We start from the raw sequence: 18,176 nt of genomic DNA, 5'->3' as shown, positions 1-18,176 counted from the left end.
CGATCATGCATTTTTTTGAATAGATGTTTTAAAAAATAACATAAATGGACGGATATTATGACCTTGAAGCCCTTAGCAATTTCTTGCTTAGCTTTTACCATGACGGCGTGCTCTATGGCACCGACATCAAGCAAACAAGAACAGAAACCAGCTGATCAGGTAGTTTTTGTTGAACCTGAAATTACTCCGCCATTTTATGCTTTAAACCCGTTTAACTATAACGAACCACCTCCATTTGAAGTTCATTTGCAAAAGGCCGCTGCGCAGCCAGTGACAAAAATGGTGGTGACTGATCCTAAAGATCCGTCTAAACAGTTAACCCTAGATGTAAACAAGCTGATTATCCCGATGGTGGATAGCAATACACGCAGTATGCGTTATGCAGCACTTGCCAATGAAAATGAAATCGACATTACCGAAATCGATGATTTCTTGCAGATGGTAGAAGGTAAAGCGCGTCATTATCCACCTCGTTTTAGCGACCGTCAGGAACGCCGTGGTTTTGAAGCAAAGCTTCGCGAAGTTTCTCAACAACTGGATACTTTAGCTTCACGTCCAAATGCTTCATTTGATGTATTAATGCGTGCATTTAAGGCCAGCGTGATGGCACGTAATCTTGATTTAGGTTCTATCTATACCACCAAGTCAATGACCTATGCACAGCGCATTCTTCGTATCAACCAGGATGATGCTGAAGCAAACTTCTGGTTTGGCTTTGGTCTGTCTGAAGGTGGCGGTCATCGTGAAGCGATTCAGTATTTGGACAAGGCAATGCAGGCGGGTGTTCAGGAAGCTTATTTATCTGCGGCAAATAACTACATTGCCATGGAGAATAAAAAGAATGCTGTTCAGGTTCTGAATAATTACAAAATTAAATATCCTCAAGAAGCTGAAGTCGCTGATCGTCTGATTCAGGAAATTGAAAAACAGGGTCGCTGGAACGTATGGCAAGTCATGCAAACAGCCGCTCCTGCACCAACAACCTCGGCGCCTACACCAGCACGATAAGCTATATTTCAGATTCATAATATTACAAATAGACCGCTCCGGCGGTCTATTTTTATGGGAAAAAATTAGTAAAATACAAAGCATTATCAAGCTTTATAATTTTAAATGAGTGTTCAAAGTCTTTATGCACGAGAAAATAAATAAGATAGCATTACTTTGCACTGTACTCATGACAGCTGTATTGAGTGGCTGTCAGGTGGTGAGTGTTAAAGAGCAGGCTATTAATGTCACCATCAATAATGAACGCGATAGCATTCTTACACGCGATAAGTTGAGTGAAGCCAGTCTGAATGTCCTGTCCATGACCGGACGTGAAGCACAAGTCTGTGAAAATAATCCAGAAGAATGTGTGAAAGAGCTACAAGAAATTCCACAGATTCTGGATGAGCAATTACTTTCAACATCAAGTGAATTATATCTAGCTAAATCACTACAGCTGGGTAAATCGGCTGAATGTAAAACCAGTGCTCTGGCTAAAACCCGATCTGAAGAAAAACAGCAACTGCAAACCCAGAACCTGCAAAAATGTCAGGAACAGCAGTTACAAATGCTGGATAAAAGTATCCGCTACAGTTATGCCTATCTGTTCCAGACCGAACGTGCGCCACAAGACCGGATTTTCGACAACCGACAAGTTCAGATTCGTGACTTTTATAACCTGGCGATTGCTCATTTAATCCAGATCTACGCGGAACGTTATAAAACCAAAGAAGCCGGACAACGTCTACAGGTTGGCAACAGTGTCTATACCATTAATCTGGACAATTTCCCCCAGCTCAAGAATCAGTCGATTGAACAGTTAATGTCGACCTATAATATGAACTTCTCTGGTCTGCGCTCGATTACCCGTCGTGACGGTTTCGGCTCTGAGTTTCTGGTGGTTTTGCCGGAAGAAAAAATTTCCAAAAAAGATAAAAAATATCTGGTTGATCCACTACATTACCAATATCAAAATGGCGTAAATCCTTTTATTCATTCAGCACGTTATCTGGCAACCACAATTACTGCCATTCCAGAATCAGCGAACTCTGTAGAACAGATCCTAAATAACAGCAACTTCCATTTAAAACTTTATGACCCGTATAAATATGACAAGATTGAAGTTGCTAATAAGGAATATGCTTTAGCGGCAAACTTTTCAGCGCCTTATGGGCTATGGCTGGCAGAAAACAATCTGGGACGCGCAGCTTATCTAACACTGATCAATCGTGACGATAATCTGGTCATGCCGCATCTGTTTATGCTGGAACCTTATAATCCAAATAAAAAGGTTTTGGTGCTGATTCATGGTTTGGCCAGCAGCCCGGAAGCCTGGATTCGTTTAACGAATGATATTATGGATGATCCGGTCTTAAGAGAAAATTTCCAGGTGTGGCAGGTCTTCTACTCAACCAACATGCCTATTCTGGAAAGCCGTTTCCAGATTAATGCGCTGCTTCAACAAGGTTTCGCGCGTATTAGCAATAATGCACCAGCCAAAAAAGAAGCTGTCCTCGTCGGACACAGTATGGGCGGTGTCATTGCTCGTCTATTGGTAAGTGATGCAGATATTACCGAGCCCGCTTTTAATATTGTAAAAAATTCAAAGCTGACCAAATTCCGGGATAATCCACTCTTTAAAGCGCGTTTAAAAATGCAGCCTGTTCCGAATTTTAGTCGCGCTATTTTCCTGGCAGCACCGCATAAAGGCACCGATTATGCAGATCGCTGGCATACCAAACTGGCACGTAAAATTATTCGTGTTCCGAGTGCCTTTTTGGGTGCATTTGCTGACACTGTCCAAGGTGAAATTGGCTTAAGTGATTTTCTGCATGAAGTTGGTCGTGACCTGATTCAAAATGGGCCGAGTGATCTTAGTAAGAAATCAAAATTCACGGCACTGACCAAAGATATCAATCCTGCACCGGGATTCAAATTTCACTCGATTATTGGCAACAATACAGATAGCGATGATGAAAACATCATGACTGATGATGTCGTTGCTTATCAGAGTGCATATCTTGAAGGAGCGGCTTCCAATAAAATTATCAAAGGTGGACATTCTGTTCAGGAAACGCCTGAGGCTGTACTGGAACTCCGTCGTCTTCTCAGATTACATCTGGTTGATCTGGGGTTGTATGCCCCTGATTAAATCTTGATGAAAGACATAAAAAAGCTGCCAATCGGTGGCTTTTTTATGGGCAACCCATGTATCAATACCCTTTTATGCTTTATATCGACTAAGTCCGTCTAAATACAGATTCCTGCGGATTTATATTTCTTTCTAAAAATTAAATTTGTTAGACTTGAGGCAATTATTTTTGACATTCAAACCGGTCTTTACAGGATTTTAGCTTAGGCTATTTTCCAGGTTTTCCGAGGATAGTGTTTCGGAAAAAGATTCAGGTTTTGCTTTATATATTTAAAGGATTTTTTCTTAATGACCAGTTCAGAACTTGTGGCTGATCTCTCTAGCTTAACGCCCATGATGCAGCAATACATGTCGGTCAAAATGCAGCATCCACACTCATTGATGTTTTATCGGATGGGTGATTTCTATGAACTGTTCTTTGAAGATGCCCATAAGGCCGCCAAAATTTTAGGCATTACCCTGACCCATCGCGGTAAAGCCAATGGCCAGCCAATTCCGATGGCCGGTGTACCTTTCCATGCTGCTGAAGGCTATCTGGCTCGTCTGGTGAAAAAAGGCGAAACGGTGGTGATCTGCGAGCAGATCGGTGAAGTGACTGGTAAAGGCCCAGTTGAACGTGGTGTCGTCCGAATCATTACTCCTGGAACCTTAACCGATGATGCCTTATTAGGTGCTCATCAAACCTCCAACCTGGTTGCTCTGTGTGTTCACCAGCAACAAATCGGAATTGCACTTCTTGACCTGAGTGCCGGTTTATTTAAAGTCCAGCAAATCGATTATGACTTAAGTCAGTTAGCCATTGAGTTGGCACGCCTGATGCCTAGCGAAATTGTGATTGATGAAAATCTGCAAGATCAGGCACTGGTAGAACACTTAAAACAACAGCTAGATGTTCCGATCAGCAAACGCCCGAATGTTGACTTCAACCAGAACAATGCTCAGAAGACATTATGCGACCAGTTTGCAGTGAGCACACTTTCAGGTTTCGGAATTGATCATCTGCCTTTGGCCAAAGCTGCTGCGGCTGCATTAATTCACTATGCCAAAGAAACTCAAAAAACAGCTTTACCGCATATCCGAACCATTCAACTGGAACAAAGTTCAGACTTTATTGCACTGGATCCAGTCACCCGTCGTAATCTTGAGCTAATTGAGCCTTTATTTGAGCATGGCACTTCATTGTTCCAGCTGATCAATGACTGTCAGACCGCTATGGGTGGCCGTCTGCTTAGCCGCACCCTGATGCAACCGCTTCGTGATACTGCGATTCTGGATGAGCGACTGGATGCCACACAGGTATTGCTTGAAGGTTTCCATGAATCGCCAGTCCGTCTGGTCTTAAAAGAAATCAGTGATATTGAACGTGTACTCAGCCGTATCGCTTTAGGCAGTGCGCGTCCACGCGATCTGGTTCAATTACGTCAGGCCTGTGCACAGATTCCATTTTTACGCCATGCATTACAACCACTGTTAAGTCAGCAGAATTCGAAATTATTACAGCAGCTGAATCAAGAACTGGGCGATTTTCATGGTCTGCATCAGCGCCTGATGTCCGCTATCGTTGAAAATCCACCGGTACTGCTACGTGATGGCAATGTCATTGCAGAAGGTTTCGATACCGAGCTGGATGAGCTGCGTAAAATCCGTGATCATGCTGGACAGTTCCTGATTGATCTGGAAATTAAGGAACGGGAGCAAAGCGGCATTCCTACCCTGAAAATCGGCTATAACCGTATCAGTGGTTATTATATCGAACTTACACGTGCACAAGCTGAACAGGCACCTGAACATTATATCCGTCGTCAGACACTGAAAAATGCCGAGCGTTATATCACGCCTGAACTAAAAGCTTTTGAAGATAAAGTGCTGTCTAGCGAATCCCGTGCGCTTGCTCGTGAAAAAATGCTGTTCGAAATGTTGCTGGATGAACTGCGTCAGGATATTGGTAATCTACAGATGATGAGCAGTGCGATTGCCCAGATCGATCTGTTGGCAAACTTTGCGCATCAGGCACGTTTACGCAATTGGGCACGACCAAAATTCAGCCCTGAAATTGGTGTGAAAATCGTTGCCGGCCGTCATCCAGTGGTGGAAGCTTTAAGCAAGGCTGCATTTACTCCGAATGATACCCAGCTGGATTATCAGCACCGTATGGCCATTATTACCGGTCCAAATATGGGTGGTAAATCCACCTTTATGCGCCAGACTGCCCTAATTGCCCTGCTGGCTTATTGCGGTAGTTATGTGCCAGCGCAATCGACAACACTGGGTCCAATTGACCGGATCTTTACCCGGATTGGCTCTGCAGATGATTTGTCGACTGGCAAATCAACCTTTATGGTGGAAATGACGGAAACTTCGCAAATTCTGCATCATGCTACCAGTCAATCTCTGGTTCTGATGGATGAAGTGGGTCGTGGAACCAGTACCTATGACGGACTATCACTCGCTTGGGCTTGTGTGCTGGATCTAACTAAACGGATTCAATGTCTATGTCTGTTCGCAACACATTATTTTGAGCTGACCGAACTGGATAAAGAATCAGGTATTGATAACTACCATGTCACAGCCAAAGAACTAAATGGCAACCTGATTCTGCTGCATAAAGTCCAACATGGTCCAGCTAGCCAGAGTCATGGTTTACAGGTGGCTAAACTGGCAGGTATTCCTGCGGCTGTAATTAAAGAAGCTCAGCATCGCTTGAAGATTCTGGAAAAGCAGCATCAGGCTAAACCACAGAGTCCGCAGCATGATCTGTTTGCGATGCCTGAAATCATCGAAAAAGTCATCGAGATTGAAAAGCCTTCAGCAGCGCTTAAATTATTAGAAGACATTGATGTCGACAATTTGAGTCCACGTGAAGCATTACAGCAACTTTATGCTCTTAAAGATCTTATGAAACAGCCAAGTTAAAATCTCTCCTAAGCCCTATCCTGCATAGGGCTTAGCTGATGATGATTCTCATTCCCTGAGCCTTTCCTCAAATCATCGCAGTTTTTTCAAATTTAACAGCCCTATATATAACAAATATCAATAAAAGGAATTGTTTGTTCACTCTATTTTTGCCTAAAATACGGTATTCGTCATTAGAACCATATTTTTTAGGTAGCTGTCGCCATGACCTTCGTTGTCACTGAAAATTGTATTAAATGTAAATATCAAGACTGTGTTGAAGTTTGCCCCGTAGACTGTTTCTATGAAGGTCCTAACTTCCTTGTGATTAACCCGGACGAGTGTATCGACTGCGCGTTATGTGAGCCTGAATGTCCTGCGAATGCAATTTTCTCTGAAGATGAGTTACCGGAAGGCCAAGAAGTTTTTATCGAGCTAAATGCTGAACTGTCTCAAAAATGGCCGAACATCACTCAAATTGGTGAGCAACCTGCTGACCGTGAAGAGTGGAATGGTAAAACTGATAAATTACAATATCTTGAAAAATAACTTTTCAAATCTTAAAAAAAGACCAGCATAGACTGGTCTTTTTTTATACCCCATCCACACATTTCATTGCAATTTATCCTGATTTTCTCCGTAAAAGTGGACTAAAATAGCGCTATTTTAAAATATCTGAATTGCTATCAATGAAGCATTTAATAAAGGGGTTATTGAGTGTTTGTATAATCCCGCTTGTCTTTGTAGGATGTGCTACCACCACAAAACAGTCTGGTAAGGTAACTCCAGATAAAAGGATTTACATCCCAGAAGAACGAGTTCAGTACAATCATAAACCACAGCCCAAACCGGTTCCTTATGTCTATACTCACTGGGTATCGGCACTGAATAACCTGTCTCTTGTACGTGAATATGAAAACTTTTTGGCCCAGCAAGGAGTCGGGAATATTATTCCAAGCTTTGAGCTGATGCGTACTGCACGGGATTGGGCCAAATGTGGTCGATCGCAATACATGATTCCAAGCCGTGAGCTCTGGTCAAATCAGGTGCCGACCTTACGTGTCTTTAAATATCTGGTTGCAGCCAATGTACTGACTGATTTTGAAGTCACTTCGGTTTATCGTGACCTGCCTTTGAACCAGTGTGCCGGTGGAGCCAATTCATCACGCCACCTGTTTAACTCGGCGATTGATTTCCGGATCGGACCTGAGTACCCACAGGCTCAGGATTATGCAGCAATTGAAAATACCAAGTTCAAACTGTGCCAATTCTGGTTACAGCATGGACAAAGCCTGAATATGGGACTCGGTTTATATACGTCGGGCCAAATCCATATTGATACTCAAGGTTATCGCACTTGGGGTCCGGATTTAAGCCGTCGCTCATCAATGTGTAATTACTAAGTCATTCCATTTCCTATACAAAGCCAACTTTTGGCTTTGTATAGCCTAAAAAACCAGCGAATATAGAACAATAAATTGCGCTGTGCCCGGAAAAGTTTAAAATGCACGCATCACAATAAAGGTGCGAGTACTATGCAACAAATGTGGACAGATATTGACCGCTACATTGATTCACATTTAATTCCTGAAGATCCTATCCTGAATCAGACTCTTGAAAATACTGCTGCACATGGTTTTCCAGATCATCTGGCTGTTGCGTCAAATCAGGGAATGCTGCTGCAAATGCTGATCCAAATGAATAAGTGCAAACGTGTACTGGAACTGGGAACCTTTGCTGCATATAGCACCATGTGGCTGGCTCGTGCCCTACCTGAAGACGGTTATATTCTGACCATTGAAGGCCGTGACACGCATGCTGCCATGGGACAGGAAAATATTGATCGTGCACAGTTAAAACAGAAAATTGAGCTGAAATGTGGCCGGGCTGCAGATGTGCTTCGTGCCCTGCCTGAAGATACTGAAGCCTTTGACTTTATTTTTATTGATGCTGATAAGCAAAGCTATCCAGAATATCTGGAGCTAAGCTTAAACCTTTCTCACTCCGGTACCATCATTTTCTTGGACAATGTGATTCGTGCCGGTGATATCATCAATCCGGACAATAAAAAACCAAGTATTGAAGGCATTCGTGACATGTTTAAAGCGCTGGAAAATCATCCACGTATCTTGTCTTGTACTGCTTTACAGACCGTCGGTAGCAAAGGCCATGATGGTTTTGCACTCGCAATTGTTAAATAAAACGACTAGAACAAAAATCAGCCAGTAAAGTATTCCTGATAAATAACATCATCTTACAGAATGTAACCACAGAGTTATCCACAATATATGAGGATAACTCTGGTTATTTTTAATTCAAGCTGTAACAATTTATCAAAAAATACATCTCTGCCGCTTTTGTTATCCTCTTTTTACTTTGCTACCAATAATGGCACTTTAGAATTGCGGAAAATCGTTGTCGCAATACTGCCCAAGAAGAACTGGTGGATCTTGCTGTGACTGAATGCCCCCAAGACAATTAACTGAATCCCATGTTCCTGCTGATAAGACAGGATATTTTCAGCCACTTCTCCATAGCGGTATTCTGGAACGACCTCTAGTCCTGCTTCTGTCAAATATTGCAGAGGCTCATTCAGGATTTCCACATGATCCCCGATATAAAGCAGATGACATTGTAATTGTCTTAATAAATCACTTTCTGCAATACGTTTCATCATCTTCATACAGGTTGGTGAATATTCATAAGCAAAGATAAAACGTGTCGGTGGTCTGAAGTGTTCCCCTACAGTCATCACTGTACAGTTAGCACCACGGATAAAGTTTTCTACATTGGTGCCGATTGGCTTGTTTTTCTCGGCAGAACGTTCACCGAGTAATCCAATGACTGCAATATCATCAGGTTTTAGAATCTGAAAGCTTTGTTCCAGAAAATCGCCCTTTTCCTGAATATGCGTGGTGCGGATGCCATAATCTTTAAAGATACGGTTCGAAATGTGCTGGAGCAGATTATTACTATAGCTGAGTGCGATTTCACTTTGCTTCTGTTCCAGCTCAGCCAGCTCTTTAAGCAACATGGCATTGCTTTCAAAGCCAATCACACCGCTAATTTCCCCAAGATGATAACTGGCCGGGTAATAATCCAGAACCTGTAATAAAACCAGTTCACGGCCGGTCTGTTTGGCAATCCATGCAGCCGCATCTGCAAGCGCGTTCGTGCATGGTGAGGAGTCTATGCAGGCAATGACACGTTTCATGTTCAGCCTCTCTTTTATAATAAAATTTCTTAGTTATTTTTAAATTAGCACAAGCATTAGTAAATGTGCACTGAAATCTGTAAGGCTTGAATTGAAATATGTTAACTTTTATGTGATGTGATAAGACCTTTACCTAATATTAAGCGCTTGATATAAATCCTTTTTCCAAGCACCTTTTTTACTATTTTAATCCCGATATCGAATCAATTTTGCCGGATTTCCGGCAACAATTGCACGCGCTTCAATATCCTTCGTGACCATGCTATTCATACCTATAATTGCCTGATCGGCAATTTTCACCCCATCTTTTATGCCGACGTGGGCACCTAGCCAAACATCCCGACCAATCTCAATTCCTTTAGACCTGACCGGCTGCTGATAAATTGGCTGCTCCAGTTCCATCCCATGATCAAAAGCATAAAGATGACAATAAGCTGCGATGCGTACCTGATCATGCAGTGTAATCCCTACCCGACCGCCATCCAGAATACAGTGATGATTGATGGCGACTTCGTTACCGATCTCCAAAGGGCCATGTAGCGTACAATCTGCCGCAATAAAGGTATTATCTCCGATACTAATTTTACGACCCGGCTCAGCAAAGATATGTGCCAACGGCGAAATAAAACAGTTTTCGCCAATTTCGACCGTTTCCATCTCCATCAGATAGGCCTGATATTCTTTCTGCCAAGCTTCAGCCCAACCACGATTCTTCGGTTTTAAAGACCAATATAGCCAAGGCATATAATTCAGACGGTGTTTATGCTGCTCGCGATATTTCAGTAATGGATCTGGTTCAGTCATCTGTGGCTTCTTCTATGATTTTTAACTGTTCACGACCGCGAGTGATATCCTGAATTTTTAAGGCAAAAGTTTCAATCTGATGTTTCTGGAATTGTGCCTGAACCTGTACGCCTTCAGCCGTATATTCTTCCTGATAATCAATCTCCTGCTGATTCAGCTCATACTGAAAAATGGCCCATTCATTAAACTGGCAGGCAAATTCGAATTTTTTCTTTTCAATCAGTTCAATTTTTTCAGCTAATAGCAAACATTGTCCAGCGCAGCCCCCATAAGCACGTACCAGTCCGCCAGTCCCTAGTTTAATACCGCCATACCAGCGATTCACCAGTACCAGTACATTGGTTAGCTCATTGCCCTCAATAGTCGCAAGGATCGGCCGACCTGCTGTACCCGATGGCTCACCATCATCATTAAAGCGTACATGATGACCGATTTTCCAGGCCCAGCATTGATGAGTGGTGGTCGGATCACGGTAGGCCTCCAGAAAATCCTTCACATCCTGCTCATTTTCTATAGGTGTGGCAAAGGCCTGAAATCGGCTTTTTTTGATGTCTTCCTCAAAACTGACAAGGCTAGCAATGGTAAATGGCATAACTTCAGGCATTCAAATTTCACCTGTGCAGTATACCTGTTTTGATGGGGCAAAGAAAAAGCCTCTCTACACGAGAGGCTTGATTCAATTTAATTTTATTAATTACTTTTAAATTTAAAGTTCACGCAATGCTTCTTTAGCCTTGTTGAATGGCTTGATCAGATAGTCCATTACCGTTTTTGCACCGGTACGAATGTCTACAGAGGCCACCATCCCTGGTGTGATATTAAACTCCTGCCCGGCGGCATTTCTCAATTTGTCACTATCGGTACGGATATACACACGATAGTAGAACTGATCCTGTTTGACTTCATCCCGCAAGGTATCTGGTGAAATCACGGTCACTTTACCTTTTAGGCCACCATAGATCGAATAATCATAAGCTGTAATTTTAACCAATGCTTCCTGATCAGGGCGAATAAAGGCAATATCACGCGGCGAGATTCGTGCTTCAACTAGTAATTTTTCATCCAGTGGCACGATGGTCATCAACTTGCCATTTTGTGGAATCACACCGCCCAGCGTCATCACATCAATCTCTTTGACCACACCACGAACCGGTGATTTAAAAACAGTCCGGCTCAAAGTATCCGACTTGCCACGTACCACCTGTTGCTGAGTTTCCACATCGGTATTGGCTTTGGACAGCTCTTCCCGCGCTTGGACATAATATTGATTCCGGATATCATTCATCTGATTACGCAGGTCATTGGCTTCACGTTTTAGACGTAACACTTCAACTTCACTGGCTGCCCCTTTGGCGACCAATGGTGCGGTCATTTCCAGTTCTTGCTGCACCAGTAACAAAGCCTGTTCCAGGCCTGCAACGGATTCTTGTAAATTGGCACGACGCGACTGATACAGGGCCGTTTCTTCTTTAACCAGTTTTGGATATTTCAACACTTCTTCAGGAAAGACCAACGGTGCGCCGGTGACTTCCGCACGTAAACGGGCTGAAGTGGCACGTGACGAAACCAGTAAGGATTCTGATTCACCGACGTTGGATTCAAAGCGGGTCGGATCAAGCTGGGCCAATACTTGCCCACGCTCGACAATCTCACCTTCTTTGACGTTGAGTGTGGTCAGAATACCGCCATCCAGAGACTGAATCACCTGCTCTTTGGATGATGGAATTATTTTTCCAGTACCGGTAGATACTTCTTCCAATTTGAATAACCAGGCCCAGGTCAGTAATACCAGTAGGCCAATGCCGATAATCCAGATGATGACACTTGATTTGGGTAAGGGCGGTTCCTGAAAGCTGACCTTGCTGGAACGTTTTAGTTGCTGTAGTTCACTCATGCACTTGCTCCCACAACCCGATTATTACCGCCTTGCGACTGGTTCAGGATCTGATCCCGTGGCCCATCCATGACAATCTTGCCATCATTGACCACCAGAATACGATCCACCAGTTCCAATACCGCACGGCGATGAGTCGCAACGATCATCGTACGATGGGTTAAATACCCTTTGAGATGATCAATCAACTGCTTTTCTGACACATCATCAATAGCAGCAGTCGGTTCATCCAGCAGTAAAATTTTTGGCTGACGGATCAATAGCCGCGCCAATAACAAGGCTTGACGCTGTCCACCAGAAAAGCCGACACCGCCTTCCAAAATGATATGATCCAGCCCTTCTTTTTTCTCCTGTACAAATCCCAGTGCGCCGGTAATCTGTAAGGCTTCCAGAATTTGCTGATCGGTGGCCAAGGGTGCACCCAAAGTCAGGTTTTCACGAATTGAACCATAAAATAACTGTGAGTTCTGATTCAGCAAGCCCATATCACGCCGCACATCTGACGGGTCAATCAGGGTTAGATCAATCCCATCCAGCTTGACCTTGCCCTGTAGCGGTGTCTGCATCCCAGACAAGAGCTGCAATAAGGTCGATTTTCCTGCACCATTACGGCCCAGAATCGCAATTTTCTCCCCGGGCTTGATTTCCAGCCTAGGAATCATCAAACTCGGTTTGGGATCATCATCACCATATTTGAACACCACACCACTCAGGTCATAATGCCCATCCAGTGCCGGACGATGAATCAGGTGCGAATAATCTGGCTGGTCCACCGGTTTCTTCATGAGTTCATCCAGACCAGCCTTGGCCACTTTGGCCTGCTGCAAACGCCCCAGCACGCCCGTAATTTGTGAAATTGGTGCTAACATGCGTGAAGAAAGAATTGAACAGGCCACCAGTGCGCCCGTGGTCATGTCACCCTCCATCACCGCAAAAGCCCCGACTAAAACTACAATCGCAAAGGTTAGTCCCTGAATTTTTTGGGTCCAGGCGGTCATCAAGCCGACAATTTTACGTTGCTGCATGCTGACATCGGCTGACACTTCATTCATATGATTCCACTGATTCTGGAAACGTGTTTCAGCTCTTAATAGCTTGATGTCTTCAATTCCTTGTACGGCTTCTACCAGCAAGACATTGCGGATGGCAGATTCGCGCATCCCCAACTGGGCCAGCTGTGCCAGTTTTTTCTGTGCCAGAATTCCCGGAAGAATCATTAAGGGCACAACGAGTAACATGACCCAGAACAGATTGCCACCGATCACCCAGAAGATCCCCAAGAATAGGAAAAAGAATGGCAGATCAGCAATGGCTGTAACTGTGGTTGAAGTCACCAGTTCGCGGACGCCTTCCAGCTCGCGAATTTGTGAAATAAAGGTTCCTGTTGATTTGGAACGTTCACTGTTTTTAATCCGTAATGAATGACCAAAAACCCGGTCAGAAATTTTCAGGTCAGCCCGTTTACCAATAATGTCTGAAAGATAAATACGGGATACCCGTAATATAAATTCGAAAATAGCTGCAATCAGTACACCACCGGCCAACACCCATAAAGTGGGAATCGATTGTGAAGGAATGACACGGTCATAAACGTTCATCGAGAAGACAATCGTTGCCAAAGCCAGAATATTGGCGATTAAAGAGGCAAACATCACATCGATATAGCGTTTCCAGTCTTTCAAAACAATTGACCAGAACCAGTTTTTTTCAAAGGGCTTGATATATTCGTCGACACGCGCATCTGGCACAGAAGACTCTGGTCGCAGGATATAAACATGCTTCGCACCCGTTTCTAACTGCTCAATCGTAAAACTTTGTGATAAACCGGCATCTCCACTCAGTTGTACACTGACATTGCCTTGTGTGTCGATACGTTCAATAACACCGACATCTCCACTATCAAATTCAACCAATAAGGGCAAACGCCAGGGATTCAGCAGACTGCTATCGAATTTATTTTTACGGACATTTAATCCCATCTGACGGCTAACAATCTTGAGCATTTCATCAATGTCATGATGCTGGTTCCACTCCAGTTGCAGACGAATCCGCTCCTCAGAAGGTTCGATCCGGTAATGCCGGGCAATATTTAAAACTGCCTGAAGCCAAGGTTGATAATTTATTATTGTAGTACTCATGGCTGAACTTCAAACCCCTGAATAGAAATACGGTTAAGCGCGTAAATATCCCGTGTACGACCTGTCACCTGAATGTATTGCACAATTGCTGAATAGATGTCATAGCGCGCTGATTCAATTTCCTGCGCGGCACTATGAATGGCTTGCTCTGCGTTCAGCAAATCCACTACGGTTCGGGTGCCCAATTTATATTGTTCTTGATATAGCTCTTTGGTGCGTACCGTGGTTGCGCGACGCTGGGATAAAACTCCCATTTGTTTTTGTTTATTTTCAATCTGTTCTCGGATCAAGCGCACCTGATCCAGCACATCCAGATAGACCGTATTGACCTGTGCGCGTGCAGCTTCTTCGGCATAACTGGCAGCACGTGCCTGAGACCGAACAGCTCCCCCCTGATAAAAATTACTGCTGGCTTCAATCATGATTGAATTATAAAAGCCATCATCTTCATTATTATTCGGATTTCGACCATTAACCGCCTGACTTAAGCTACCTTTCAGATTAATAGTCGGATAACGGCTTAAACGTGCCTGATCTTTTTGCAATCGGGCTACATCTACTCCTGAATGTGCCAAGATCATGCTTGGAATCCGGGTAAATTCAGGATCCTGATAAAGATCAGCCTGGGTTACGATACGATCTGGAATTTCCCATTGAATTGCAGAGACATCAAATCCCAATAAAGTTCTGAGACGTTGCTGATATTGTCTTAACTGGGTCTGTTGCACGATCAGATTCGATTGCGCTGCTTCCAGATTAGCCTGCGCCTGAACCGGATCAGCCTGTGTGCTAATTCCGGCGCGGGCACGTAAATTGGCAATTTCTGCAATTCGTACAATGCCCTGAATCTGCTGTTCGGCAATCTTGGTAATTTCCTGATAGCGTTTGACATGGATAATAGCATCACTTCCAGTGCAACCTGATCCAGACTCACTAATACTCTTGCCTGGTCTTCTGCCAGTCTCGCCTCTTCAACACTGACATTGGTTTTAATCTTGCCAAAGTCATATAGCATCTGGGTATCATTCAGAGAGACTACCTGACATCCACGTTCACCTGAGATCAAATCCCCAGTACCTACACCGCCAGATAACTGCGGATAATAGGCTGCTTTGGCCACATCAATATTGGCTGCCTATGCAGATAAAGACGAAATACTCTGGGCAATTTCCGGACGACGCTGAACTGCTGTATGAACCGCCTCAATTAGACTCATTTTTGCAGGAATATCAGCATTTATAGGCCGAATTGAAGATTGTCCCTGCTGCGGTCGAGTAATCTGCTGCAGTTCAGCCACCTTTGAGGTATCCAGTGAGTACTGACTGAGTGAGCTAATATCAATCGTTTGCGCAGATCGCGTTGGCTCTGGTGCAATCAGTTTTCCTAATCCACTTTTAATATTATTAAAATAATTCTGTGAATTTTCTGCATGTACGAATGGCACAGATAAAGGTAAAAGAAGAGTGATCCATATTCCCTTATTTTTATCTATTATCCCCTGAACATTTTTTTAAGTGCTGCACCCTAAATTGCATAATAATGAATGTTTCGTGTTTTAGCCTAAAAATATATCAAATCATACAAAAAGATAGCTTTTTCGTCTTAATTTAAGTAAAAAAAAACCCACATTTGACGACTAAAGTCTTAATGCGGGTTCTTTCTGATAATGAAAATTTTCTATACAGTAAAGTCATCACCCAGATAAACTTTACGTACCATTTCATTGGCCAAAATTTCTTGTGCCGTGCCTTCAGCAATGACTGAACCTTCGCTGACAATATAGGCATGTTCACAGATGGCCAAAGTTTCACGAACGTTGTGATCGGTAATCAATACACCAATTCCACGATCTTTCAGCGTGGTAATAATATCTTTAATATCACCTACGGAAATCGGGTCAACCCCGGCAAAAGGTTCATCCAGTAACATGAATTTTGGGTCGGCCGCCAAAGCACGGGCAATTTCAGCACGACGACGTTCACCACCCGACACGCTCATACCCAATGAATCTTTAATATGGGTAATTTTAAAGTCTGCCAGTAATTCGGCTAAACGTTGTTGACGCTGGGCTTTGCTTAAATCCTTACGGGTTTCCAGAATCGCCATAATATTTTCAGAAATGGTTAGTTTTCTAAAAATAGAAGCTTCCTGAGGTAAATAGCCAATCCCTTTACGCGCACGTTCATGCATCGCCAAGTCCGACAAATCCAGATCATCCAGATGGATTTCACCCTTGTCCATACGCACCAGACCCACCACCATATAGAAACTGGTGGTTTTACCTGCACCATTAGGCCCTAAAAGCCCAACAATTTGCCCACTTTCCATACTGAAGGAAACGTCCTTGACTACCCAGCGTTTACTATAATTTTTCGCCAGATGCTTGATGGTTAAAGTTTGAACCTGATGCGTCTGTGCCATTAATCACGTGCTCCCGGAAAGGATTTCGAAGATGAAGGTGGAATCACGATTTGTACACGACCTGCTGCTGAACCGGTTTTATTTGGTGTACCTGTTGCTTCAATATCGCCTTTATTCATGCTGTATTTCAGCGTATTACCACGGATACTAGCGCCATCTTGCTGCAAGTAGGCATTTCCAGACAGGGTAATAATACCGGTTTCCGCATTATAGACAATTTTCTGTGCCTGACCTTTGGCCAAACCTTTGGCAGGATCAACTTTCTGCTGAAATTGAGCCGGGCTACCTGTTGCCGTAATCAGGCTGATCTGTTTTTTATTATTCAGATTCGCCACAATTGAATTGGCCTGCAATTTCATGGTGCCCTGTTCAATGATGACATTACCCGAATATGTCGTGACCCCGGTACGCTCATTAAAAGTCGCACGGTCAGCTAATAAGGTAATTGGTTGGTTACGGTCAGATGGCAATGCAAAGGCAGTGGCTGAACCCAATGCAACCAGACTTAACAACGCAGCGCGCTTAAGGAAAGTTTTCATCATTTTAGCTCTAGGAATTTGGTTCATACTTTCCTCGAATATTAAAGAATTCGTATTGACCATCATTAAGATTGGCTTTTAGGCCCTGACTGATAAATTCAGCCTGTGGAGATTCAACAATGACGGTTTTATCGGTTTCAATTTCACGTGTTTTCGGAAAAGCCGTTAGCTCCTCGGTACGGAACTGCATTTTTCCATTTTGCATGATCTTGGTCGCCAGCACTTCTTGAGAAAGTACAACTTTTGTATTGTCATCATAACCGTTGCCCTGTTTGGCAAAGAATGTCGCATCAACCTGACCGTCTTTATAGGTCGTCGCCTGCAGATTTTTGAGACTTGAGGTCTCTAGCTGCAGGTTTTGTTCAAGCTGGTCGACCTGGGCACGTACAGACAACATGCCCTTTTCATCAGTTTGGGTTAAGTTAATATTATTTGCAGAATAGGTCATGCTACGTGCAGAATCAGTCTGCAACTTATTGCCCTTACCGCTGTAATAGTAATAACCACCACTTATTGCGGCAATGATAATAGCCGTAAGATATAAAACTCTAGTGTCCATAAGCGGTGTACTTAATCCAGGATGTATGACTTATTAATAAGGCGCACGAGTATATTTTTCAAGTAACTCTTGGTACTTACCTTTGGACATCAGTAACATGTCACAAATCTCGCGTACCGCACCACGACCACCATAGGCCTGCGTTACCAGATCAGCACGACGACGTACTTCAACATGGCCGTTTGGAACAGTCACTTTCATGCCAGCAATCGCAAAGGCGGACAGGTCTGGCCAATCGTCACCCATGTATAAACAGTATTCAGGGTCGATATTGAGCTGAGTACAAGCTTCACGTAAAGCAGTCCCTTTATCTTCGCGGCCCTGATAAACCAGATCTACGCCCAAATCCGACATACGTTTCTGTACGATATTGCTTTGACGCCCAGTGATAATGATCACTTTGATTCCGGCTTGCTGTACCAGCTTCATACCCAGTCCATCACGGATATCAAAAGATTTGATCTCATCTCCTGTATTGGTCAATGTGACAAAACCGTCGCTTAAAATACCATCTACATCAAGTACCAGTGCCTCAATATGACGTGCCTGCTCTAATAATACATAAGATGCCATTTA

General features: G+C 43.5%; 15 protein-coding genes and 1 pseudogene. 6 read left to right on the top strand and 10 right to left on the bottom strand.

Going from position 1 to position 18,176, the window contains the following annotated elements; translation table 11 throughout:
• Positions 1–57 precede the first annotated feature (57 nt).
• The 6 genes from FOC32_RS10945 (at position 58) to FOC32_RS10920 (ending at position 8,232) form a co-directional block, all read left to right on the top strand.
• Positions 58–1,008 (top strand): ABUW_2363 family tetratricopeptide repeat lipoprotein, encoded by a 951-nt coding sequence (locus FOC32_RS10945; RefSeq protein WP_175967414.1) that lies wholly within the window; start codon positions 58–60, stop codon positions 1,006–1,008.
• Positions 1,009–1,132: 124 nt separating this feature from the next.
• Positions 1,133–3,139: an esterase/lipase family protein gene (locus tag FOC32_RS10940; RefSeq protein ID WP_175967412.1), complete on the top strand. Its 2,007-nt coding sequence runs from the start codon at positions 1,133–1,135 to the stop codon at positions 3,137–3,139.
• A gap of 288 nt (positions 3,140–3,427) precedes the next feature.
• A complete protein-coding gene (mutS, locus tag FOC32_RS10935) occupies positions 3,428–6,052 on the top strand; it encodes a DNA mismatch repair protein MutS (RefSeq protein ID WP_175967410.1) in 2,625 nt (874 codons plus the stop codon).
• A 204-nt stretch (positions 6,053–6,256) separates the two neighbouring features.
• Positions 6,257–6,580: a ferredoxin FdxA gene (gene fdxA, locus FOC32_RS10930; RefSeq protein WP_004786212.1), complete on the top strand. Its 324-nt coding sequence runs from the start codon at positions 6,257–6,259 to the stop codon at positions 6,578–6,580.
• A gap of 140 nt (positions 6,581–6,720) precedes the next feature.
• Positions 6,721–7,434 (top strand): D-Ala-D-Ala carboxypeptidase family metallohydrolase, encoded by a 714-nt coding sequence (locus tag FOC32_RS10925; protein ID WP_175967408.1) that lies wholly within the window; start codon positions 6,721–6,723, stop codon positions 7,432–7,434.
• A gap of 132 nt (positions 7,435–7,566) precedes the next feature.
• Positions 7,567–8,232: an O-methyltransferase gene (locus FOC32_RS10920; protein ID WP_175967406.1), complete on the top strand. Its 666-nt coding sequence runs from the start codon at positions 7,567–7,569 to the stop codon at positions 8,230–8,232.
• 170 nt (positions 8,233–8,402) lie between these two features.
• Here FOC32_RS10920 and FOC32_RS10915 read toward each other — a convergent pair whose 3' ends face one another.
• The 10 genes and pseudogenes from FOC32_RS10915 to FOC32_RS10870 form a co-directional block, all read right to left on the bottom strand.
• Complete coding sequence (locus FOC32_RS10915; protein WP_175967404.1) at positions 8,403–9,245, bottom strand: universal stress protein; 843 nt, start codon at positions 9,243–9,245, stop codon at positions 8,403–8,405.
• 186 nt (positions 9,246–9,431) lie between these two features.
• A complete protein-coding gene (locus tag FOC32_RS10910; protein WP_175967402.1) occupies positions 9,432–10,049 on the bottom strand; it encodes an acyltransferase in 618 nt (205 codons plus the stop codon).
• A complete protein-coding gene (locus tag FOC32_RS10905) occupies positions 10,042–10,641 on the bottom strand; it encodes an IMPACT family protein (protein ID WP_175968207.1) in 600 nt (199 codons plus the stop codon). The genes FOC32_RS10910 and FOC32_RS10905 overlap by 8 nt, the downstream gene beginning before the upstream one ends.
• A 114-nt stretch (positions 10,642–10,755) precedes the next feature.
• Positions 10,756–11,943 (bottom strand): HlyD family efflux transporter periplasmic adaptor subunit, encoded by a 1,188-nt coding sequence (locus tag FOC32_RS10900; protein WP_175967400.1) that lies wholly within the window; start codon positions 11,941–11,943, stop codon positions 10,756–10,758.
• Positions 11,940–14,081: a type I secretion system permease/ATPase gene (locus FOC32_RS10895; protein WP_175967398.1), complete on the bottom strand. Its 2,142-nt coding sequence runs from the start codon at positions 14,079–14,081 to the stop codon at positions 11,940–11,942. Before FOC32_RS10895 ends, FOC32_RS10900 begins: the two co-directional genes overlap by 4 nt.
• Positions 14,078–15,573, bottom strand: a pseudogene (locus tag FOC32_RS10890) (TolC family outer membrane protein). Before FOC32_RS10890 ends, FOC32_RS10895 begins: the two are co-directional and overlap by 4 nt.
• Positions 15,574–15,758: 185 nt before the next feature.
• Positions 15,759–16,502, bottom strand: coding sequence for an LPS export ABC transporter ATP-binding protein (gene lptB, locus FOC32_RS10885; protein WP_175967397.1), 744 nt, complete (start codon positions 16,500–16,502; stop codon positions 15,759–15,761).
• Positions 16,502–17,068: a lipopolysaccharide transport periplasmic protein LptA gene (gene lptA / locus FOC32_RS10880; protein ID WP_159122791.1), complete on the bottom strand. Its 567-nt coding sequence runs from the start codon at positions 17,066–17,068 to the stop codon at positions 16,502–16,504. Before lptA ends, lptB begins: the two co-directional genes overlap by 1 nt.
• Positions 17,052–17,600, bottom strand: a complete 549-nt coding sequence (lptC, locus tag FOC32_RS10875; RefSeq protein ID WP_175967395.1) for an LPS export ABC transporter periplasmic protein LptC — start codon at positions 17,598–17,600, stop codon at positions 17,052–17,054. The genes lptA and lptC overlap by 17 nt, the downstream gene beginning before the upstream one ends.
• A gap of 33 nt (positions 17,601–17,633) precedes the next feature.
• The gene (locus tag FOC32_RS10870; protein ID WP_175967393.1) at positions 17,634–18,173 is read right to left on the bottom strand and encodes a KdsC family phosphatase; all 540 of its coding nucleotides are present in this window, start codon (positions 18,171–18,173) and stop codon (positions 17,634–17,636) included.
• Between the last annotated feature and the right edge of the window lie 3 nt (positions 18,174–18,176).

Source organism: Acinetobacter sp. FDAARGOS_724 (genome assembly GCF_013364475.1).
Classification (GTDB): Bacteria; Pseudomonadota; Gammaproteobacteria; order Pseudomonadales; family Moraxellaceae; genus Acinetobacter; species Acinetobacter variabilis.
This window is presented reverse-complemented; position numbering and strand designations above follow the sequence as displayed.